The following is a 20,944-nucleotide window of genomic DNA, read 5'->3' as shown; positions in this document are numbered from 1 at the left end:
ACACCAGTATCGCCGCTCCTGCCGGCCGGAGGCCTCCCGTACCGCCGGAGGGGACAGGGTGCTCCTCGTCCCGTACTGCCTCCCGGCGCTCCGTCCGCATGTCCTGTTCCCACGGCGCCCGCCCGACTGGGTAGCGTGGGGGTATGAGCCGCGCCGTCTGCCCCGGATCCTTCGACCCCCTCCACAACGGACACGTCGAGATCATCAGCCGGGCAGCCCGCCTGTTCGACGAGGTGATCGTCGCGGTGTCGACGAACTATGCGAAGAAGTACCGGTTCCCCCTGGACGAGCGCATCGCGTTCTGCACGGGGAGTCTCTCGCACCTCGACGGGGTCACGGTGCTCCCGATGGGGTCCGGCCTCCTGGCCGACTTCTGCAGGGAACACGGTGCGACGGCGCTGGTGAAGGGACTGAGGTCCGGGCTCGACTTCGACTACGAACTCCCCATGGCCACGATGAACCGCCACCTCGCCGACGTCGAGACCGTCTTCCTGCCGACGGGAAGCGAGTTCGCGCACGTCTCCTCGACGCTCCTGAAGGAGGTTGCCTTCCTGGGCGGCGATGTGCAGCCGTTCGTTCCCGACGCGGTGTTCCGCCGTCTGGTGCCGTCCGGCGGCGCCCCGGGCACGGCACGGATCGCCGCTGATCGCCCGGAACGGGCGTGACCCGCTCCCTGCTGCCGTTTTGGGGCTGCCCGCCTCATCAGGCTAAGATGGTACGTCGGTCATATGTTCTACAGGAGTCACCATTAAAAGCGATCTCAGTTCGCCTTTGACGTTCAGTGTCAAGGATCTCGGACGCAGTCCGGGAAGCATGCGGACAGTTGAAGAACATGTACCGGCACCGAAGGACTTCGGCGTCGCACTGATCGGTGTGCAGGAAGGTTCCGAGATGGAACTGGACCTGCGGTTCGAATCGGTGCACGAGGGAATCCTGGTGTCGGGAACGGCAAACGTCGAGGTAACCGGCGAGTGCGGCCGTTGCCTGGAGCCACTGCGGTTCGAGCGCGATGTGGACATCCAGGAACTCTTCTTCTACAGCGACTCGCTGTCGGTGGAAGAGGACGAAGAACAGTACAGGGTGGAGAACGATTCGGTCGATCTGGAACCCGTGCTGAGGGATGCGGTGGTTACGTCGCTGCCATTCCAGCCGGTGTGCCGGGAGGATTGCAAGGGTCTGTGCTCCGAATGCGGAGCCCGGCTCAACGATGATCCGGACCACCACCATGAAGTTTTGGATCCTCGCTGGTCAGCCCTTGCCGGGCTGGCGGGCACCGCCGCTGAGAATGACGCGGCAACCAAGTCAGAGTCAGACGAGAGAGAAGAGAGTTAGCCGTGGCTGTCCCGAAGCGGAAGATGTCCCGCGCGAATACCCGTGCACGCCGGTCCCAGTGGAAGGCAACCGCCCCCAAGCTGGTCAAGACCATCGAGAACGGCCGCGTCACCTACAGCCTCGCCCACCAGGCCAAGGTTGTCACCGACTCAGCCGGTACCCCGCTGTTCCTTGAGTACAAGGGCCGCAAGGTAGCCGACGTCTAGCAACGGACCGCAGCCTGCCGCACGCCTGGTGCGGCAGGCATCCGTCCGATGCCGGATCAGCTGATGCGGTTGTGAAGAATACAGCAGAACTCACGAAGCGTCTCGGTGTCGATATCGACACCGAGACGCTTCGTCTTGCCCTGACGCACCGGTCCTACGCCTACGAACAGGGCGGGATCCCGACGAACGAGCGCCTGGAATTCCTCGGTGACTCCGTGCTCGGCCTGTCCGTGACGGATGCGTTGTACCGGGACAATCCCGGCCTGTCCGAGGGTGAACTCGCGAAGCGGCGCTCCGCCGTCGTCAGCACCAAGGCGCTGGCGGGTGTGGCCCGTTCCCTCGATCTCGGCGACTACGTGCTGCTCGGCCAGGGGGAGAAGCTCACCAACGGCCGCGACAAGGCCTCCATCCTCGCCGACACGATGGAAGCCGTCATCGGGGCGGCGTACCTGAGCCACGGGATCGAGACCGCACGCGCGATGGTCATGCGGCTCATCGGACCGCTCCTGCGGGATTCAGCGGTCCTCGGGGAGGGCACCGACTGGAAGACCCGTATCCAGGAGACCGCCGCTGCCCGTCGCCTGGGGCTGATCGACTACCAGGTCGACGGGACCGGTCCCGACCACGCCCGCACGTTCACGGCCCGCCTGGTGATCGGCGGCGTCGACTACGGCTCCGGCTGCGGGCACTCCAAGAAGGAAGCGGAGCAGGCGGCGGCGGCCGAGTCGTGGAGGCTCCTCGCCGACGCACCCGGTGCGGATGCCGGGCCCGGAGCGGCCGGCGGTTCGTCCGCGGGGGCCTGAGTGCCTGAACTCCCCGAGGTCGAGGTGGTCCGCCGAGGCCTGGCGCGCTGGGTGACCGGGCGTACGGTCGAGGACGTCGACGTGCTGGACGCGCGATCGCTTCGACGGCACGTCCACGGCGTCGAGGACTTCCGCGGCAACGTCACGGGTGCCCGCGTGAGCGACGTCGTGCGCCGCGGGAAGTTCCTCTGGATGATCCTCGAGGATCCGGACGGCCCCCGCAGCGCTCCCTCCGCCGCTCCTTCCACCGCCCTCATGGCCCACCTCGGGATGAGCGGGCAACTGCTCGTCGAGGACCCCGACGCCCCGGTGGAGAAGCACCTGAAGGTGCGGCTGAGACTGTCCGCCGCAGCCGATGCCGACGGCACTCCGCTCCCGGGGGACCTGCGTTTCGTGGACCAGCGGATCTTCGGCGGCATGTTCGTGACGGACCTCGAGCCGACGGCCGATGGCCGGCCAGGCGGACTCGGGGGCGGGAGCCTCCCGCTCATTCCCCGCCAGGCGGCGCACATCGCCCGCGATCCCCTCGACCCGGCATTCTCCACGGAGTCCCTGCACCGCCGGCTCCGGGAGCGGAGAACCGGCCTCAAGCGTGCACTCCTCGATCAGGGCCTCATCTCAGGCATCGGGAACATCTATGCCGACGAGGCCCTGTGGGCGGCGAGGATGCACTATGCCCGTCCCACCGACACCCTCCGCCGGCCGGACACCCTCCGCATCGTCGAGGCGGTCACCACCGTGATGCGGCGGGCCCTGGAGGCCGGCGGCACCAGTTTCGACTCGCTGTACGTCAACGTCAACGGTGCGTCCGGCTACTTCGCACGCGACCTGGAAGCCTACGGGCGTGCCGGGCAGCCCTGCCGCCGGTGCCTGTCGGAGGGCCGGACGACCCTCCTGCGGCGGGAGGCATTCATGAACCGGTCGTCCTTCCTCTGCCCTTTCTGCCAGCCCAGACCGCGCAACGCGCGATCCTAGCCGAGGCTCCGGGACCCCGTCGCGATACGGCGTTCGTGACCCAAACGTGACAAGACGCGCTCGACCGCGTACGGTTAAGCCCGCACCCGGTCCACCACGGACGGGCGCCCATCCTCGCACTGCCTAACCCTGTCGATGAGGATGGACCGTTCGCTCAACACGTTCGACAGGGGCGGGGGAACCAATAGCGGACTCACCTGTGTGAGTCCTTGGGGTTAAGACGCGCGTAGACCAGCACCGGGGGCGGTGGTCTGCGAGAAACGCGTCCGGATGTCCCATCCGAACCCGACAGCTAACTTCGTAGGCATTGGGAAAGGCAACAGCATGTCCAAGAAGAGCACTTTTGCGCGCCACCGGGCAGTCCCCACGCGCATCAACCCCCTCGTCACCGCATCCCGCGCAGTCAGCGCCACTGCTTCGGTGGCCGGCAAGCCCGCCGCCGTCGTCGTTGCCGCTTCCGGCATCATGCTCGGTGCAGCGCTTCCGGCAAGCGCCGCCGGCGAGATCAGCGTCGAGTCCATCAGCACCCAGCCGGCAGCGGCGACCACCGCTGCGGCAGGTACCTACACCGTCCAGGCCGGTGACACCCTCGGGAGCATCGCAGCAGCCCACGGCGTGAGCCTCCAGGCCGTCTTCACGGCCAACGGCCTCGGGTACAGCTCGATCATCTACCCCGGCCAGTCGATCTCCCTCGGCGGTTCCGCTGCACCCCAGCAGTACTCCACCCAGTCTGCAGCCATCGTCGCCGCACCGGTCGCGGCTCCGGTCGCTGCACCCGTAGCGGCTCCGGTCGCTGCACCCGTAGCGGCTCCGGTCGCTGCACCCGTAGCGGCTCCCGCAGCTGCTCCGGCAGGCAACTCGACGGGCCTCAGCACGCAGGCCGCAGCGTTCACGCCGGTGGCGACCAGCGGCATCACCGCGACCGCGATGCAGGGCCTCGGCTCGGCATACGTCTACGGCGGCACCTCCTTCGGCGCCTGGGACTGCTCCGGCTTCGTGCAGTGGGTCTACGCCCAGAACGGCATCAGCCTGCCGCGCACCACCTGGTCGCAGTTCGCCGCCCTGACGCCCACCAGCAACCCCCAGCCGGGCGACCTGGTGAGCCAGAACGGTGGCAGCCACGTCGGTATCTACCTCGGCAACGGCCAGATGATCAGCGCGCTGAACCCCTCGCAGGGAACGCTCGTGCACTCGGTCAACGCCATGTCGGTCGACGGCTACTACACGCGATAACCCTCCACCGGCCCTGCGCCGGTAGCAGGACGATACGAAGGAAGGGCGGGATGCACAGCATCCCGCCCTTCCTTGTCCGTTCGGTCGGTTCTGCCCGGTCCTGCCGGGTCCTGGTGCCGGGCTCAGCCGCGGTAGTGCGCAGCGAGCCGCTCGAGGCCCTCCTCGATGCTGACGGACGGCTGCCAGTCCAGCACCGCCCGCGTGTGCCGCTGGTCGAACCAGTGCGCCGTGGAGAGCTGTTCGGCCAGGAAGCGGGTCATGGGAGGCTCCTCCGCGCGTCCGAGTGCCAGCCATGCCCGTTCGATCACCGCGCCGGCGCCCCGGGCCAGTGCCCCCGGCACCGACCACGCGGGGGGCCGGACGCCGCCGGAGCGGCAGATCCCGTCCAGCAGCTCGGCAATGGGGCGCGGCTCGCCGTTCGTCACCACGAACGCCTGCCCCTGCGCGGCCTGCATCCGGTGGAGGCAGGCGACGATGGCCGACGCCGCGTTGTCCACGTAGGTGGTGTCGATGAGGGCTGTACCGCCGTCGAGCAGCGGCAGGCGACCGTGCCGGGCCCGGTCGAGGACGCGCTCGACGAGCTGCGTGTCGCCCGGTCCCCACACGATGTGCGGCCGCACTGCCGCGACGCGGAACTCCGGGGTCGAGCGTGCGAGGGCGAGCAGCTCCGCCGCCGCCTTGGTCCGCGCATAGTGTCCGCGCGCGTACTCCGGGTCCGCGGGGCCGGCCGGAGCGCCCACCAGCGACGTCCCGTCGTGGGCGACGGACGGGGAGGAGACGTACACGACGTCGGTGGCCCCGGCCTCCTGCGCGGCGTCGAGCAGGAGCCGGGTCCCCTCCACGTTCGTGCGGTCGAACTCGGCCGGGGTCCCGGTGAAGGAGACCTTCGCGGCGAGATGGATGACGGCATGGCAGTCCTGCACCGCTGCCGTGACCGCCCCGGCGTCCCCGACGGAGCCGAGGAGCTCCTCGACCCCGTCGATGCCGGACGGACGGCGCTGGAAGCACCGCACCTCGGAACCGCCGGCCAGGAGGTGTTCCGCGACGGCCCGGCCCAGCATGCCGCTGGCCCCCGTCACGAGGACGGTCACAGGGATCCTGCCCGACCGCCCGACAGGAAGCGGGCACTCCAAGCCGCGACGCGGGACCGGTCGATCTTGGCATTGTGGCGGATGTCGACCGGGAGTGCGGGCACGGTGAGAACGGCCGCGAGGTCCACGCCGAGGCCCCGCGCGGCCGCGCGGGCAGCTGCCGCGAGCCGGAGGTCGGCCAGGCGCGGCCGCCGCCCTGCCGTCTCCTCCTGCAGGACCGCCGCGACGGCCTGCGTGCCCGCGGGTCCGACGCCGACGACGGCGGCGAGGCGCACTCCGTCGAGTTGCTCCAGCGCCTGCTCGAGCCCGACCGGGGTCAGGACGCCTGCCGCCGCTGTCACGACATGGCCCAGCCGGCCTTCGACCCACAGTCGTCCTTCGGCGTCGAAGTGGCCGACGTCGCCCGTGCGGTGGTACGGAGGCGTGCGCGACGACTCCTGCTGCGTCCTCCACAGGCGGAAGTAGCGATCCTTGACGTGCGGCGCGTCGACGAGGATCTCTCCGGTCACCCCGGGGGCGGCCGTCGGTGCTCCCGTCGCCGCGCCTGTGCCGTCGAGGGGGCTGACCGCCACGCGGGCACCGGAGACTGGTCGGCCGACGCAGACGCCGTTGCCGGCGCCCTCGAGACCGGCCGCCGCGCCCGCGGCATGGATTCCCGCCAGATCGATGTCCGCGACGAGCAGCGACTCGGTCATGCCGTAGGGCGTGTGGAGCACGGCGGACGGTACGAGGTCCTGCACGGCGTCCAGGAGCGGGACGGGAACCGGCGCGCCGGCGGAGAGCAGAAGCGTGATCCTGGCCAGGGCCACCCGCCCGGCTCCGGTGACGTCCGCCGAGGTCGCCAGCACGTTCCGCAGGGCTGCGGGAGACGCGAAGACGACGGTCGCGTCGATGGCCGCGGCTGCGTCGGCCAGCGCCTGGGCGGTCAGGGTCCCGGGAGCGGTGACATCCATGTCGGGCGTCACCGATGTCGCGCCGAGGGCGGGCCCCAGCAGGGCGAAGGGCGCGAAGCCCGCGACGAGCGCGCCTCCGGGTCCCAGTCCGAGCGTGGTCCCGACGGCGTCGCGCATGGCGGAGAGCTGCCGGTGCGTGTACACCACGCCCTTGGCCGGCCCGGTGGAACCGGACGTGAAGAGGATGGCGGCGTCGGCGTCGGGCGCGGCCTCCGCCGGGTCCGCGGGACGGGCGGCGCGGAGGTCGTTGAGTGAGGCCTCGACGCGTAGTGCTGCCCGCCTCGCCGGCGACAGCGGAGCGACGCTGATCCGGCGACCCGGCCAGCCGAAGGCGCGCGCCGCGAGGAGTGCCCGCTCGATGCCGATGACGACGTCGGGCGCGGAACCCTTCACGGCCCGGCTGAGTCCGCGCGCCCCGAGCCCGGCGTCGGCGACGACGATCACCGCGCCGATCCGGAGGCATGCGTAGATCAGGACGGTCAGGTCCACACCGGGCGGGACGAGCAGGCTCACCCTGCTGCCCGCGCCGACGCCGAGTGCGGTGAGGCCGCCGGCGACGGCACGGATATCGTCGTCCAGCTCACGCCAGGACAGCGTGCGCGTCCCGGCGGCCGTCAGCTCGGCGACGGCGGTGGTGGTTCCTGCAGGACCGGCTGCCAGTTCCGGGATGCGGGCACCCAGCGGCAGGTAGGCGGCGTCCTGGGAGGAGGACCGTGGAGGATCCTGCCGGACAGGGTCCCGTTCCGTCCCGGCACGGGATTCTCCGACGGAGCGGTTCCCGAGCCACTCCATGGCCGTCGACGCCGTCGGGGCGTCCTCCTGCACGAGGTGGCCGGACCGCTCGAAACGGTGGATGTCCGCGTGCGGCATCCGGCGGGCGAGGTCCTCGAGGTAGGGGTCGGAGAAGATCGGATCGTGCGGACCCCACATCATAAGGACGGGCACATCGAGGCTGCGGATCCCCTCCGCCGTCGCGGTGAGGGCACCGTAGCTCGGGTGGGACGCGTCGGCGGGGATGTCCGAGACGAAGTTCGCGATGCCCTGGCGAGCGGCGGCCGTGCGGTAGGGGTCCCGGAACGCGCGGCGCACGTCCCGGTCCAGGGCGGGCCGGGCGAGGGACAGGGTCACGTCCAGGAACGCCGTACTGGTCCTGGTGCCCAGCCCGTGCACGCCCGGAGCGAGCGCGACCCGCAGCGGAGCCGGGATCGGGCGGTCGGGATCCTGGTGGATGGCCGTGTTGGTCAGGATGACGGCGGCGAGGTCGTCCCGGTTGCGGTTCGCGAAGCCGAGGCTGACGACGCCGCCCCAGTCATGGCCCACCGTGACCACGGGCCCCGACAGGCCCACCGCGGCGACGAAGTCCTCGAGGTCGGTGATGCGGTGCTCGAGGCGGCGGAAGACGCCCGTCCGCTCCGAGTAGCCCATGTCGAGCTGGTCGACGGCGATGACGCGCCACCCGGACTCCAGTCCTGCGGCGAGATAGCTCCGCCACAGGTAGGACCACGTCGGGTTGCCGTGGACGCACAGGAGCGTCCCCCGCGCGCTGCCGGCGCCGTCCCGGCCGAGCCCGTTGTCGAGGTAGTGCCAGCGATGGCTGGTGCCCGGGGCGTCCGCGGCACTGGAGGAGGGCACGTCGATGTACGTCGACCACGAGGGGTCAACGCCGGGGAGTGCTACCACGCAATCTCCATCATGGAGGTGTTCAGGCCCGATCCGACGCCCAGGCACAGCACGCGGTCTCCCGGCGAGAGCGACTGGGACTCCTGCGCGAGGGTCATCGGCAGCGATGCGGGCCCCACGTTGCCCCAGTGGGGGAAGGTGATGGGGACGCGCTCGCGTTCGAGATCCACGGCCTTGATGATGGCGTTGGTGTAGGAGTTGGAGACCTGGTGGGTTACGTAGCGGTCCATCGCGCCCCACGACCAGCCGTCGGCCTGCGCCTCGTGCCACGCGGTGACCACGAGTTCGAGCCCGCCGTCGAGCAGGCCCTTCGTGTCGGTGTACATCCCGTCGATGCCGCCCACGCACAGTTCGTGGTGCTGGGTGCCGGCACGCGAGACCCCGCCGAGGATGCGGTGGGACCCGGGGTGGGAGTCGGCGGGACCGAGGACGGCGGCGGCAGCCCCGGAACCGAGGGTGAGGGTCGCGAATTCGCTGAGGAAGTCCTCGCGGGTGGAGTCCTCGCGGTTCAGCCGCCTGAACGTCGCTTCCTGGGTCCGCTGGGCGTCCTCGCCGGCGACGATCAGGGCGTACTTGATCTGCCCGGAGTCGATCATGTTGGCGGCAAGGGTCATACCGTTCACGAAGCCGAGGCAGGCGTTGGCCAGGTCGAAGTTCATGGCGGACGAGGGGAGGCCCAGCGAGTGGTGGATCTTCACCGCGACGGACGGTTCGAGGTTGCGGCGGGTCACCGAGGTGTTGATCAGCAGGCCCACGTCACCGGGTTCGATGCCGGCTTCCGCCATGGCCTTGGCTCCCGCCTCGATGGCGGCGTCGTCGAAGTCGGACCCGGGCGACCACCAGCGGCGCTCCGTCACGCCGGCCACGCGCTCGAGGAGCCGCTTCGAGAGCCGGAGCCTCTTCAGGCTGGGCGCCAGCCGTTCGTCGAACTCTGCGGAACTGACGACTACCGGCGCCTCCACACTCGTGACGGCGAGCAAGGCCGTGTTGTCATGTCGAAACGTCGCGTTACCGGTCAAATTTCCTGCCTCGTCAACTGGTCAGCGCCGGTAGGTGGCCGTAGAGGATCCACGGATGGATCGGCCTGGACGCCTCTGGATACTGCTGGAACGGATACTGTTGAAACTTTTGTAAGCCTACTTCTTAATGCACCGGCCGGTCACTCCCGATTCGAGGAGGTCACGGCCTTGCCCACCCGATACAGCCCCGCACCCGTACAGTCGGTGCGTTCCAGTAGATTAGGGAGGTCCCATTCCCCCTGGAGATCCTGACACTGTGCATCTGAAGAGTCTAACCATGCGGGGGTTCAAGTCTTTCGCGTCGGCGACGACCTTCGACTTCGAACCCGGCGTGACCGCCGTCGTCGGCCCCAACGGTTCCGGCAAGTCCAACGTCGTCGACGCACTCGCCTGGGTCATGGGGGAGCAGGGCGCCAAGACGCTGCGCGGCGGCAAGATGGAGGACGTCATCTTCGCCGGGACGTCCGGACGAGCTCCGCTCGGGCGGGCCCAGGTCTCCCTCACCATCGACAACAGCGACGGCGCCCTGCCCATCGAGTACACCGAGGTCACGATCTCGCGCACGCTCTTCCGCGCGGGCGGCTCGGAGTACGCGATCAACGGCAAGAACTGCAGGCTCCTCGACATCCAGGAACTCCTCTCCGATTCCGGGCTCGGACGCGAGATGCACGTCATCGTCGGGCAGGGACAGCTCGACAAGGTGCTGCATGCCACACCGGAGGAGCGGCGCGGCTTCATCGAGGAAGCCGCCGGGATCCTGAAGCACCGCCGCCGGCGCGAGAAGACGGTGCGGAAGCTCGACGCGATGCAGGCGAACCTCGCGCGCCTGTCCGACCTCACCGCCGAGCTCCGGCGGCAGCTGACCCCGCTCGGGAAGCAGGCCGAGGTGGCACGTCGTGCCCAGCAGGTGCAGTTCGCCGTGCGGGACGCGCGGTCCCGCCTGCTCGCGGACGAGCTGGTGACGCTGCGCTCCGGGTTCGAGCGCGACGTCGCCGCCGAGGCCGCGCTCCAGGCACGCCGGGAGGAGGTCGAGCAGGCACTCGGCGCCGGTCAGGAACGCCAGGCCGACCTCGAGCAGGCCGCCGCGGGGGCCGTCCCGGCCCTCAACCGGGCGCGGGAGACCTGGTACGCGCTGGCGAGTGCCCGCGAGAAGCTCGCCGCCCTCGCCGCCCGTGCCGAGGATCGCGGGCACCTGCTGGGGCAGGGTGGCCCCGAACCGGACTCCGGACGCGATCCCGACCACCTCGACCGGCAGGCCGCGCGTGTGCGGACCGAGGTCGCCGCGCTGCAGGAGGAGGAGGCCTCGCTCGGACACGCACTCGAAGCGACGCTGTCCGCGCGTCGCGCCGCCGAGGACGCGTCGGCCGCCGAGGACGCGAGGCTCGCGTGCCTGCTGCGCGCAGCCGCCGACAGGCGCGAGGGCGAGGCCAAACTGGCGGGAACCGTGGGAGCGGCCCGCTCCCGCGTCGAGTCGGCCGTCGCGGAACTCGGACGCCTCCGGGCGTCCATCGCCGCCGCCGAGGAACGGCGCGGTGCCGCCGAGCGGGACTTCACCGCGCTCGAGGGCCAGGTGGCCGGCCACGAGGAGGGTGAGGAGGGCCTCGACGCCGAGTACGAGGAGGCTTCGGCCCTCCTCGGGACCATCACGGACGAACTGCAGGCGCTCGCCGGGGAGGAACGTGCCGCCGAGCGGGAACGGAGCGCCCTCGCGGCCCGCCTCGAGGCGCAGCGCGAGGGGCTGCAGCAGCGCGACGGCTCCGGAGCCCTCCTGGCCGCCGGGCTCGACGGCGTGGCGCTGCCGCTTCCGCAGCTCCTCCAGGTCGCACCGGGCTTCGAGAAGGCGGTCGCCGCGGCGCTCGCAGGCTCCGCCGATGCAGTCACCGTGGAGAGCGTCGCCGCCGCCGTCGCGGCACTGGAGCTCCTGAAGCACGACGACGCCGGTCAGGTGTCCCTCGTCGTCGCCCCCGGGGCCGGAGCGGGTGGGCGTCCGGCGAAGGCGTCCCCGCGCGTAACCGGTCCTGTCGATCCGAGCGCCGTCGTCCCCGTGCTCTCGGTCCTGGAGGTACCCTCCGCACTCCGTCCCGCGCTCGAGGACCTGCTGCGCGGCGCCGTCGTCGTCGAGGACCTGGACCGCGCCCGCCGCGTGATCGAGGACGGTGCGGCACCGCTCGCCGTGACGCGCGACGGGGACGTCCTGTCCCGCCATGCCGCCCGCGGCGGCACGCCCGGTGCGGCAGGCTACCTGGAGCTCCGCGCGGCTGCCGAGGAGACGGAGGAGCGCCTGGCCTCGGCCGTCGCCTCGACCGAGCGCCTGCGGTTCCGCCTCTCGGGCGCGAGGACCCGGCAGCAGGCCGCGCAGCAGCGCGTGGACGCGGCGCTCGAGCGCCTGCACGAGTCCGACGCGCGCATGGCCGCCGTCGCCGAGAAGCTCGGACACCTCAACGCGACCCTGCGCTCGGCCTCCGGCGAAGCCGAACGCCTGGCCGCACTGATGCGGACCGCCGAGGCGAACCTCGCACAGGAGGAGACCCGGCTCTCCGAGGCGGCGCAGCGGTTGAAGGACCTGCAGGAGCAGCCCGTCGAGGCCGAGCCGTCCACCGAGCAGCGGACCGTCCTGCACCGTGCCGCCGCCGACGCGCGGCAGGCCGAGCTCGAGGCGCGGCTGGCCCTGCGCAGCGGCGAGGAGCAGTTGTCGGCGCTCGGGAACAGGGCGGCGTCGCTCGAGCGCGCCGCCCAGTCGGAGCGCCGGGCGCGTGAACAGGCGGCGGAGAAGGCACGGGTCCGGCGGGCGCAGGCCGTCAAGGCCGCGGCGGTCGCCCGGGCTGCCCGGTCTGCCGAGCGGCGGGCCGCGGAGTCCGTCGCGGTCGCGGCCGAGCAGCGCGATGCCGCCGAGCGGCTGCGCGAACAGCAGGACACGGAGCTGCAGGCGGTCCGCAAGGCCAACGCGGAACTCGGCGCCGAGCTCGCACGCCTGACGGACTCCGTGCATCGTGACGAGCTCGCCCGCACCCAGCAGAGGCTTCGGATCGAGGCCCTGGAGAACCGGTCCATCGAGGAGCTCGGACTGACGCCCGACCACCTCGTGGACGAGTTCGGCCCGCACCTGCCCGTGCCCCAGGACTCCGCGGACTCCCCGGAGGACAAGTGGGCAGCCCTGCGGGCACCGGTCGACGACGACGGCATCCCGGTGCCGCAGGGAATACCGTTCGTCCGGGAGCAGCAGGAGAAGAGGCTGAAGCGCGCGGAACGGGATCTCGCGGCGCTCGGCAAGGTCAATCCCCTCGCCCTGGAGGAATTCGCGGCACTCGAGGAGCGGCACCAGTTCCTCAGTACGCAGCTGGCGGACCTCAAGGCCACCCGGAAGGACCTCCTCGACATCATCCGGGAAGTCGACGAGCGCGTCGAGCGGGTCTTCACGGACGCCTACCGGGACACGGCCGAGCAGTTCGAACGCGTGTTCGCCACGCTGTTCCCCGGCGGTGAGGGCAGGCTCGTGCTCACCGATCCCTCCGACATGCTCGCCACGGGCATCGAGGTGGAGGCTCGGCCCGCAGGCAAGAAGATCAAGCGGCTGTCCCTGCTGTCGGGCGGGGAACGCTCGCTGACCGCCGTCGCGCTCCTGGTCGCCATCTTCAAGGCACGGCCATCGCCCTTCTACGTCATGGACGAGGTCGAGGCCGCCCTCGACGACACGAACCTCGGCCGGCTCATCAGCATCTTCCGGGAACTCCGCGCGTCGAGCCAGCTCATCATCATCACGCACCAGAAACGGACCATGGAGGTGGCCGACGCGCTCTACGGCGTCACGATGCGCGGTGACGGGGTGTCCACCGTCATCAGCCAGCGCCTGGACGCCGAGGAGCAGCTCCTCGGCTAGCCGGACACCTCGACCCCGGACTGCCGGGGGAGTGTCTCGCGGGACGCCAGCCAGGTGACGGCGGCGAGCACGGCCAGGACACCCGTGGCGACGAAGGCCAGGGCGTAGGAGCCCACGACGAGGCGGTCGATGATGAGGCCGGCGACGATCGGGCCGAAGATGGCGCCGAGGTCCGCGCTCATCTGGAACGTCGCCAGGACCTTGCCGCCACTGCGGCCGGTGCCGATGATGTCCGCCACGGCCGCCTGCTGTGCCGGATTCAGCAGCCCCGTCCCGATCCCGCCGACCACGCAGGCCGCCAGGAACACGGGGACGCTGCCCGAGAAGCCGAGCGCGGCCATCGCGGCGCCGTTGACCAGAAGCCCGGTGATGACCAGGGGCTTCCTGCCGGCCGTGTCGGCGAGGCGCCCGGACACCGTCAGCGACAGCGCGGTCCCGCCCGCGAAGAAGGCGAGCGAGATCCCTGCGACCTGCGGCCCGGCGTCGAGCACGGCGGTCGCGAAGAGCGGGACCAGGGCCATCCGGATGCCGAACGAGGACCACCCGTTGGCGAAGCCCGAGAGGAGCGACGCACGGTAGGCGGAGTCACGGACGGCCTCCCGGACCGACAGCGGTGCCTGCTGGCGTGCCGCCCGCCGGTCGGCGAGGGAGGTGTCCCGGAGCTGGAAGAACACGACGGCGGATGCGACGAGCAGCGCGACGGCGTAGGCGAGGAACGGCACGCGGAGCCCGAGGCCGGCGAGCAGGCCCCCGACGAGGGGCCCGCCGATACTGCCGAGCAGGAATGCCGTGGCGTAGGCACCGGAGACCCGGCCACGGATGGACGGCGGCGCGAGCCGGACGATCAGTCCCATGGCCGAGACGGTGAACAGGGTCGACCCGATGCCGCCCAGCGCCCGGAAGACCAGCAGCTGCCAGTAGTCCGCGGCGAAGGCACACGCGGCGGTGGACAGGGCCACGATGAGCAGGCCGATGATGTAGACCGGACGCTCACCGAGCTTCTCCACGAGCCACCCGCCCGTCGGTGCGAACAGGAGCCTCGTGAAGGCGAAGGCACTGACGATCACGGACGCCGCCGTCACGCCGACGTCGAAGCTCTGCGCGAACTGCGGCAGGATCGGGGCCACGAGCCCGAAGCCGATGGCGATCACGAACGCCGCCGCGATGAGGACCCGGATTTCGCGCGGGATGGCGAGGCGCCCCGGCGCGGGAGCGTCGCCCTCTCCCCGTGTCCTCCACGGAAGGATCGGGAGGAGGGACTGCTTGCGAGCGCGAGGGGAACCGGCCATGGTCCTCGCATTCTGTCACCGCATCCGTCGGATGCTCAATCGGCCCGTATGAGAAGGTGGATCAGTGAACGACATCCTTCTGCCTGTCATCTTCGTCATCCTCGCGATCGCCGTGATCGGGTCGCTCGCCGTCCTCCTCGTCCGGGGCCGGCGCACACCTCCCGGGCTCTATTCCTCGCCGAGGGATCCCGACGACCAGGCCGGCGTCGCCGCCCACGGCGCCACCTCCCTCGACGTCCTCGACAGCCCGGGTGGGACCACGACGGACGTCCTGGTGCCGGACGACCTCAGCACCCTCCACGAGGCGCCTCCCGCCCCGCGCTTCGATACCGTCGAACCCATGCAGGGCCGCCTCGCCCGGCTGCGGGCACGACTCGTCCGCTCGAACAACGCGCTCGGCAAGGGACTGCTCACCCTGCTGTCGCGCGACAGGATCGACGAGGACGTCTGGGACGAGGTGGAGGAGACCCTCCTGATGGCGGACCTCGGTACCGAGCCCACCATGGAACTGGTCGACGCGCTGCGCGAGCGCGTGAAGGTGGCCGGCAGCCGCAACCCCGCCGAGGTCAAGGACATGCTGCGCGAGGAACTGGTGAAGCTCGTCGATCCCTCGATGGACCGCTCGCTCGCCACGCAGCGTCACGCGGACCGGCCCGCGATCGTGATGGTGGTCGGCGTGAACGGGGTGGGCAAGACCACCACCGTCGGCAAGCTCGCGCGCGCGCTGGTCGCCGACGACAAGGACGTGCTCCTGGGAGCGGCGGACACCTTCCGCGCAGCCGCGGCGGAGCAGCTGGCCACCTGGGGGGCGCGCGTCGGCGTGCCCACGGTGAAGTCCGACGTCGACGGCGCCGATCCGGCGTCCGTGGCCTTCGAGGCCGTCAAGGCGGGCATCGAGCAGGAAGTGGACGTGGTCCTGATCGACACCGCCGGGCGCCTGCAGAACAAGGTCGGCCTGATGGACGAGCTCGGCAAGGTCAAGCGCGTCGTCGAGAAGCAGGGCACGGTCGACGAGGTCCTCCTGGTACTGGATGCCACCACCGGGCAGAACGGACTCAACCAGGCGCGGGTCTTCGCCGAGGTCGTGAACATCAGCGGGATCGTGCTCACCAAACTTGACGGAACCGCGAAGGGCGGCATCGTGGTGGCGATCCAGCGCAGCCTGGGCGTGCCCGTGAAGCTGATCGGCCTCGGCGAGGGCGCCGACGACCTCGCGGCCTTCGACGCGGAGGGCTTCGTCGACGCGCTGCTGAGCTAGCCGTGCTGTCAGGACGCGCTGCCGATCGGACCGTCCCCTAGGGTCCAGCCGGGAAACCGGCAAGGGTCCGGGCCCCGGGAAACCTGCCGGAAATACTCGCGTCATGCGCCTTTTACGTCGGTGAGACTGATGTAACCTGCGCGCAATGTTCCGCCCCAAGGACGGAAACACGCCCATCGCATTCTGGAGGTGCGGGAAGTCCCCGCCCCTTTGGAAGGATCGTGTTTGATGGACCTCACAGCAGGCCACGTCTGGGTGATGATCTCAGCTGCCCTCGTACTCCTCATGACCCCGGGCCTCGCCTTCTTCTACGGCGGGATGACCCGTGCCAAGGCCGCACTGAACATGATGATGATGAGCTTCATCGCCGTCGGGCTCGTGGGGGTCGTCTGGGTCCTGTGGGGCTACTCGATGACCGGCGGGGACGGCATCGCCCAGCTCTTCGGCAATCCGTTCACCTCGTTCGGGCTTGCGAGCCTGATCGGCACGGAGGACCTCATCGGCGCGGGCTACGGCGCCACCTTCGCCATCATCACGGTGGCGCTCATCAGCGGAGCCATCGCCGACCGCGCCAAGTTCGGCGCCTGGACCATCTTCGTGCCCATCTGGGTCACGGCGGTCTACTGCCCGCTCGCGTTCATGGTGTGGGGCGGCGGACTCCTCAGCGCTGACGGTGCTGTCGGCAGCGCCGTCGGCGAAGCCATCGACTTCGCCGGAGGCACGGTGGTGCATATCAGCGCAGGCGTGGCAGCACTCGTCCTCGCCCTGATCCTCGGCAAGCGGCAGGGCTTCGGCCAGGACCCGGCCCAGCGCCCCCACAACATCCCGTTCGTGATGCTCGGCGCCGCACTCCTGTGGTTCGGCTGGTTCGGCTTCAACGGAGGCGCGGCAGGAAGCGCCGAGGAGGCCGGCCTGATCTGGATCAACACCATGGCAGCCCCCGCCGCCGCCATGGTCGGCTGGCTTATGACCGAGCGGATCCGCGACGGACGCCCGACGTCCCTCGGCGCCGCCTCGGGCATCGTCGCCGGCCTCGTCGCCATCACGCCCGCCTGCGCCAACGTCAGCCCCATCGGCGCCGTGGGCCTGGGCCTCCTCTCGGGCGCGGTCTGCGCCCTGGCCGTCGGCATCAAGTACCGCCTCGGCTTCGACGATTCGCTCGACGTAGTCGCCGTCCACCTCGTCGCGGGCATCGTGGGCACGCTGTCACTCGGGTTCATCGCACTGCCGGTCGAGGGTGCCGGTGGCGGACTCTTCTACGGCGGCGGCGCCGGCCAGCTCGTGGCCCAGATCGTCGCGGCCTCCATCGCGATCGCCCTGTCCGCGGTCATGACCGCCATCATCGGCCTGGCGATCCACAAGACCATCGGGTTCCGGGTCAGCGCCGACAACGAGATCGGTGGCGTCGACCTCTCGGAGCACGCGGAGACCGCCTACGAATTCGGTGGACTGGGAGTGGGCGGATCCTTCCACCCCTTCGCCGAGCAGATGTTCACGCCGCACAAGACCACGCAGAAGACCACCCAGCAGAACGTCACGGAGGGCGTACATTCATGAAACTGGTGACAGCGATCGTTCGTCCCGACAAGCTCGACGGCGTGCGGGGAGCACTCGAGAACTACGGGGTCCAGGGCCTCACGGTCAGCCAGGCGAGCGGCTACGGCCGCCAGCGCGGCCATACCGAGGTCTACCGCGGCGCCGAGTACACCGTGGACCTCCTCCAGAAGGCGCGCGTCGAAGTCCTCGTCGCGGATGCCTGGGTCACCGACATCGTCGATGTCCTGGTCTCGACGGCCAACACCGGGCGCGCCGGCGACGGCAAGGTCTGGGTGATCCCGGTCGAGGAAGCCGTCCGGGTCCGCACGGGTGAGCGCGGGGACGCCGCACTGTAACGCAATGTAGGAGACGCAGCAGGAGAACGACGGAAGGGCCGCCACATCGTTGCGGCCCTTCCGTCGTTCTCGGGGAGGCGCGGGGGAGGCGCGGGGAGCGGTCGTCAGGGCCGGCCGTGGGACGACGGCCAGGACTCCGGTCCGTTCGACCCGGCGGCGTACTCCTCGAGGGGTACCCGGTTCTCCGACCAGGCCCTGAGGACCGGCTCCACGATGCGCCAGCAGTCCTCGGCGGTGTCACCGCGGACGGACAGCGTGGGGTCCCCGGCGAGGACCCCGTCGAGTACTTCACCGTAGGGGAGCAGATCCGTCTCGTTGAGGTCTGCACTGAGGGTCGCGCGGTCCAGCGAGAAGATGTCACCCGGTCCGTTGACGTCGAGTTCGAGCTGGAGGGTGTCCGGTCCGAACCCGATACGCAGCTTCGTGGGCGCGTCCTGTCCCGTGAAGCCCACGGGCAGGTGGCTGACGGGCCGGAAGGTGATGACCGCTTCCTTGCGCTTGATGCCGAGGGCCTTGCCGGAGCGGAGGACGAACGGGACGCCCGACCAGCGCTCGTTGTTGATCGAGACGGTGACCTCGGCGAGGGTCTCGGTGCCCTTCGAGGGATCGACGCCGGGCTCCGCCGCGTAGTCGGGGATCCGGCGGTCGCCGATGGAGCCCGCCGTGTAGCGGGCGCGGCGGCTGCTGCCCGGGCTGTCGAGGTCCACCGAGCTCGCCCGGAGGATCGAGCCGATGTGGTCGCGCAGGTCCCGCTCGTGCAGGGTCGACGGCGCGTTCAGCGCCAGCAGCGCCATGACGTGCAGCAGGTGACTCTGGATCATGTCGCGCAGGGCGCCCGCCCCGTCGTAGTAGCGGGCGCGGTTCTCCAGTGCGAGGTCCTCGTCGAAGATGACCTCGACCTTCTCGATGTGGAGGTTGTTCCACACCGGCTCGAGGATGCGGTTGGCGAAGCGCAGGCCCAGGATGTTGAAGACGGTCGCCTTGCCGAGGAAGTGATCCACGCGGTGGATGTTCTGCTCCGGGACCAGTCTCGCCAGCTTCTCGTTGAGCCGATGGGCCGAGGCCTGGTCCGTGCCGAACGGCTTCTCCATGACGAGGCGCGTGCTCTTGGGCAGGGAGTCCGGCCCGAGGGCGCTGCAGGCCTTCTGGCTGATGGCCGGAGGCAGGGCGAAGTACAGGGCCACCGGGCCTTCGAGCGTCTGCACCAGGTCGCCGAGCCCGTCCTGGGTGACGTCGATCAGGTGGTAGGTGCTGTTGTCGCGCACCTGCTGCAGGGATGCCCGGCCGGCGTCGTCCGCCTTGTCGAGGGACCCCGCGAACGCTTTGTCGATGCGCTCGCGCCACTGGTCGTCGGTGAGGTCGTCGGACCCCGCGCCCACGAGCTTCAGCCCGTCGGCCCTGCCCAGGCGGATGAGCCGGGCGAGCCCCGGGAGCAGCAGGCGTCCCGTGAGGTCGCCGGAGGCCCCGAGGATGAGGAGTGTCTTCACCCGGGTATCGGCATCGGCGGGAATGGTGTCGTGTTCTGCGAGGGAGGAAGTGTCCACCTCTTCACCTTGCCACTTATCCCTGCGCGTGTCCTGCCCTCCCGCGCCGCGTCGCCCGTTGCGCCGGCAGTGTCCGGTGCGGCCGGACCGGCCCGCGTCAGGCATCCCTCCGGCACCCCCAGTTGGTACCCTAGGGAGTTGAGTCTCTCTACTTCCCGATGAAAGAAGTTCACGGCACGTGTTCAATTCACTCTCCGACCGGCTGACTGCGACCTTCAAGAACCTCCGTGGCAAGGGCCGCCTCACCGAGGCGGACATCGACGCCACCGTCCGCGAGATCCGGCGCGCCCTGCTCGACGCGGACGTCGCCGTGCCCGTGGTGCGCGCCTTCACGGCCGCCGTCAAGGAACGCGCCCTCGGCCTCGAGGTCTCCCAGGCCCTGAACCCGGGCCAGCAGGTCGTCAAGATCGTCAACGAGGAACTCGTCGGGATCCTCGGCGGGGAGACCCGCCGGATCCGCCTGGCGAAGAACCCGCCGACCGTCATCATGCTGGCGGGCCTGCAGGGTGCCGGAAAGACCACGCTCGCCGGGAAGCTGTCCAAGTGGCTCAAGGGCCAGGGACACAGCCCGCTGCTGGTCGCCTGCGACCTCCAGCGCCCGAATGCCGTCCGGCAGCTCCAGGTGAACGGTGAGCGCGCGGGCGTTCCCGTCTACGCGCCGCACCCGGGCGTCAGCTCCGAATTCGAGTCCGCCACCGGGGACCCGGTCGCCGTCGCCCGCCAGGGTGTCGCGGAGGCGCGGGCGCGCCTGTACGACGTCGTCATCGTCGACACCGCGGGCCGTCTCGGCGTGGATGCCGAACTGATGCAGCAGGCCGCGGACATCCGCGCCGCCATCAGCCCCGACGAGGTGCTGTTCGTCATCGACGCGATGATCGGCCAGGATGCCGTCAACACCGCCCTCGCGTTCAACGAGGGCGTCGACTTCACCGGTGTCGTCCTGACCAAGCTCGACGGCGACGCCCGCGGTGGTGCCGCCCTCTCCGTCGCCTCGGTCACCGGCAAGCCGGTCATGTTCGCGTCCACGGGCGAGGGACTGAACGACTTCGAGCTGTTCCACCCCGACCGCATGGCCTCGCGCATCCTGGACATGGGCGACATCCTGACGCTCATCGAGCAGGCGGAGCAGTCCTGGGACAAGGACGAAGCGGCCCGGATGGCGAAGAAGTTCGCCGACCAGGAGGAGTTCACCCTCGAGGACTTCCTCGCCCAGATGCAGCAGATCCGCAACATGGGCTCCATGAAGAAGATGCTCATGATGATGCCCGGTGCCGCCAACATGCGGGAGCAGCTCGAGAACTTCGACGAGCGCGAGATCGACCGTGTCGAGGCCATCGTCCGCTCCATGACCCCGCATGAGCGGCTCGCCCCCAAGATCATCAACGGATCCCGCCGCGCGAGAATCGCCCGTGGGTCCGGCGTGCACGTCTCCGAGGTGAACGGACTGCTCGAGCGCTTCACCCAGGCGCAGAAGATGATGAAGAAGATGGCATCCGGCGGAGGCATCCCGGGCATGCCCGGGATGGCCGGCCCCGGTGGCTTCGGCGGTCCGCGCAAGGCGAAGGCCGTCGCGGCCAAGGGCAAGAAGAAGCCCCGCTCGGGCAACCCCGCGAAGGCCGCCCAGGAACTGCAGCAGGCGGAGGCGCGGCGCACCGCGGCCCGTACGGCGGCACCGGGTGCAGCGTTCGGCGGTCAGCAGGACTTCGACCCGTCGGCCATGAACCTCCCGAAGGGCTTCGAGAAGTTCCTCGGGAAGTAGCGATTCCAGTGCAGCCCGCACCGGACCCGGCGG

At 70.3% G+C, this 20,944-nt stretch carries 16 protein-coding genes and 1 riboswitch; of the genes, 11 read left to right on the top strand and 5 right to left on the bottom strand.

Going from position 1 to position 20,944, the window contains the following annotated elements; translation table 11 throughout:
- The first annotated feature begins 143 nt into the window (after positions 1–143).
- From coaD to ACX80I_RS01350, 6 genes are all read left to right on the top strand, one after another.
- A complete protein-coding gene (gene coaD / locus ACX80I_RS01375) occupies positions 144–665 on the top strand; it encodes a pantetheine-phosphate adenylyltransferase (protein ID WP_459343386.1) in 522 nt (173 codons plus the stop codon).
- 106 nt (positions 666–771) lie between these two features.
- A complete protein-coding gene (locus tag ACX80I_RS01370) occupies positions 772–1,332 on the top strand; it encodes a YceD family protein (protein ID WP_459343385.1) in 561 nt (186 codons plus the stop codon).
- Between the two features lie 2 nt (positions 1,333–1,334).
- Positions 1,335–1,538: a 50S ribosomal protein L32 gene (gene rpmF / locus ACX80I_RS01365; protein WP_087076034.1), complete on the top strand. Its 204-nt coding sequence runs from the start codon at positions 1,335–1,337 to the stop codon at positions 1,536–1,538.
- A 71-nt stretch (positions 1,539–1,609) separates the two neighbouring features.
- The gene (rnc, locus tag ACX80I_RS01360; RefSeq protein ID WP_459343384.1) at positions 1,610–2,341 is read left to right on the top strand and encodes a ribonuclease III; all 732 of its coding nucleotides are present in this window, start codon (positions 1,610–1,612) and stop codon (positions 2,339–2,341) included.
- Positions 2,342–3,316, top strand: a complete 975-nt coding sequence (gene mutM / locus ACX80I_RS01355) for a bifunctional DNA-formamidopyrimidine glycosylase/DNA-(apurinic or apyrimidinic site) lyase (RefSeq protein ID WP_459343383.1) — start codon at positions 2,342–2,344, stop codon at positions 3,314–3,316. It abuts the gene before it with no gap.
- 141 nt (positions 3,317–3,457) lie between these two features.
- A riboswitch (cyclic di-AMP (ydaO/yuaA leader) is annotated at positions 3,458–3,638 on the top strand.
- 2 nt (positions 3,639–3,640) lie between these two features.
- On the top strand, positions 3,641–4,549 hold the full coding sequence (locus tag ACX80I_RS01350; RefSeq protein ID WP_459343382.1) for a C40 family peptidase: 909 nt from the start codon (positions 3,641–3,643) through the stop codon (positions 4,547–4,549).
- A gap of 122 nt (positions 4,550–4,671) precedes the next feature.
- Here the strand turns inward: ACX80I_RS01350 and ACX80I_RS01345 are convergent, their stop codons facing one another.
- From ACX80I_RS01345 to ACX80I_RS01335, 3 genes are read right to left on the bottom strand one after another with little or no spacing between them, the layout of a single operon-like run.
- Positions 4,672–5,640 carry an NAD-dependent epimerase/dehydratase family protein gene (locus tag ACX80I_RS01345; RefSeq protein WP_459343381.1) on the bottom strand — a complete coding sequence of 323 codons (969 nt, stop codon included), beginning with the start codon at positions 5,638–5,640 and terminating at the stop codon, positions 4,672–4,674.
- Complete coding sequence (locus tag ACX80I_RS01340; protein ID WP_459343380.1) at positions 5,637–8,273, bottom strand: alpha/beta fold hydrolase; 2,637 nt, start codon at positions 8,271–8,273, stop codon at positions 5,637–5,639. The genes ACX80I_RS01345 and ACX80I_RS01340 overlap by 4 nt, the downstream gene beginning before the upstream one ends.
- Positions 8,267–9,292: a 3-oxoacyl-ACP synthase III gene (locus tag ACX80I_RS01335; RefSeq protein ID WP_459343379.1), complete on the bottom strand. Its 1,026-nt coding sequence runs from the start codon at positions 9,290–9,292 to the stop codon at positions 8,267–8,269. Before ACX80I_RS01335 ends, ACX80I_RS01340 begins: the two co-directional genes overlap by 7 nt.
- Positions 9,293–9,548: 256 nt before the next feature.
- Here ACX80I_RS01335 and smc point away from each other — a divergent pair, with 256 nt between their 5' ends.
- Positions 9,549–13,169 carry a chromosome segregation protein SMC gene (smc, locus tag ACX80I_RS01330; protein WP_459343378.1) on the top strand — a complete coding sequence of 1,207 codons (3,621 nt, stop codon included), beginning with the start codon at positions 9,549–9,551 and terminating at the stop codon, positions 13,167–13,169.
- On the opposite strand, the gene ACX80I_RS01325 is transcribed toward smc, so the two are convergent.
- Positions 13,166–14,458: an MFS transporter gene (locus ACX80I_RS01325; RefSeq protein WP_459343377.1), complete on the bottom strand. Its 1,293-nt coding sequence runs from the start codon at positions 14,456–14,458 to the stop codon at positions 13,166–13,168. The genes smc and ACX80I_RS01325 overlap by 4 nt on opposite strands.
- Before the next feature lie 64 nt (positions 14,459–14,522).
- Here ACX80I_RS01325 and ftsY point away from each other — a divergent pair, with 64 nt between their 5' ends.
- From ftsY to ACX80I_RS01310, 3 genes are all read left to right on the top strand, one after another.
- Positions 14,523–15,716, top strand: coding sequence for a signal recognition particle-docking protein FtsY (ftsY, locus tag ACX80I_RS01320; protein WP_459343376.1), 1,194 nt, complete (start codon positions 14,523–14,525; stop codon positions 15,714–15,716).
- Between the two features lie 228 nt (positions 15,717–15,944).
- Entirely contained in the window at positions 15,945–17,273 is a 1,329-nt protein-coding gene (locus ACX80I_RS01315) for an ammonium transporter (protein ID WP_459343375.1), read from the top strand.
- Positions 17,270–17,608, top strand: coding sequence for a P-II family nitrogen regulator (locus tag ACX80I_RS01310; RefSeq protein ID WP_055773303.1), 339 nt, complete (start codon positions 17,270–17,272; stop codon positions 17,606–17,608). The genes ACX80I_RS01315 and ACX80I_RS01310 overlap by 4 nt, the downstream gene beginning before the upstream one ends.
- A gap of 104 nt (positions 17,609–17,712) precedes the next feature.
- Here the strand turns inward: ACX80I_RS01310 and ACX80I_RS01305 are convergent, their stop codons facing one another.
- A complete protein-coding gene (locus ACX80I_RS01305) occupies positions 17,713–19,152 on the bottom strand; it encodes a glucose-6-phosphate dehydrogenase (RefSeq protein ID WP_459343374.1) in 1,440 nt (479 codons plus the stop codon).
- A 178-nt stretch (positions 19,153–19,330) separates the two neighbouring features.
- On the opposite strand from ACX80I_RS01305, the gene ffh reads away from it, so the two are divergent.
- The gene (gene ffh, locus ACX80I_RS01300) at positions 19,331–20,911 is read left to right on the top strand and encodes a signal recognition particle protein (RefSeq protein WP_459343373.1); all 1,581 of its coding nucleotides are present in this window, start codon (positions 19,331–19,333) and stop codon (positions 20,909–20,911) included.
- The last annotated feature ends 33 nt before the right edge of the window (positions 20,912–20,944 follow it).

It is taken from the genome of Arthrobacter rhamnosi (genome assembly GCF_054510855.1).
This window is presented reverse-complemented; position numbering and strand designations above follow the sequence as displayed.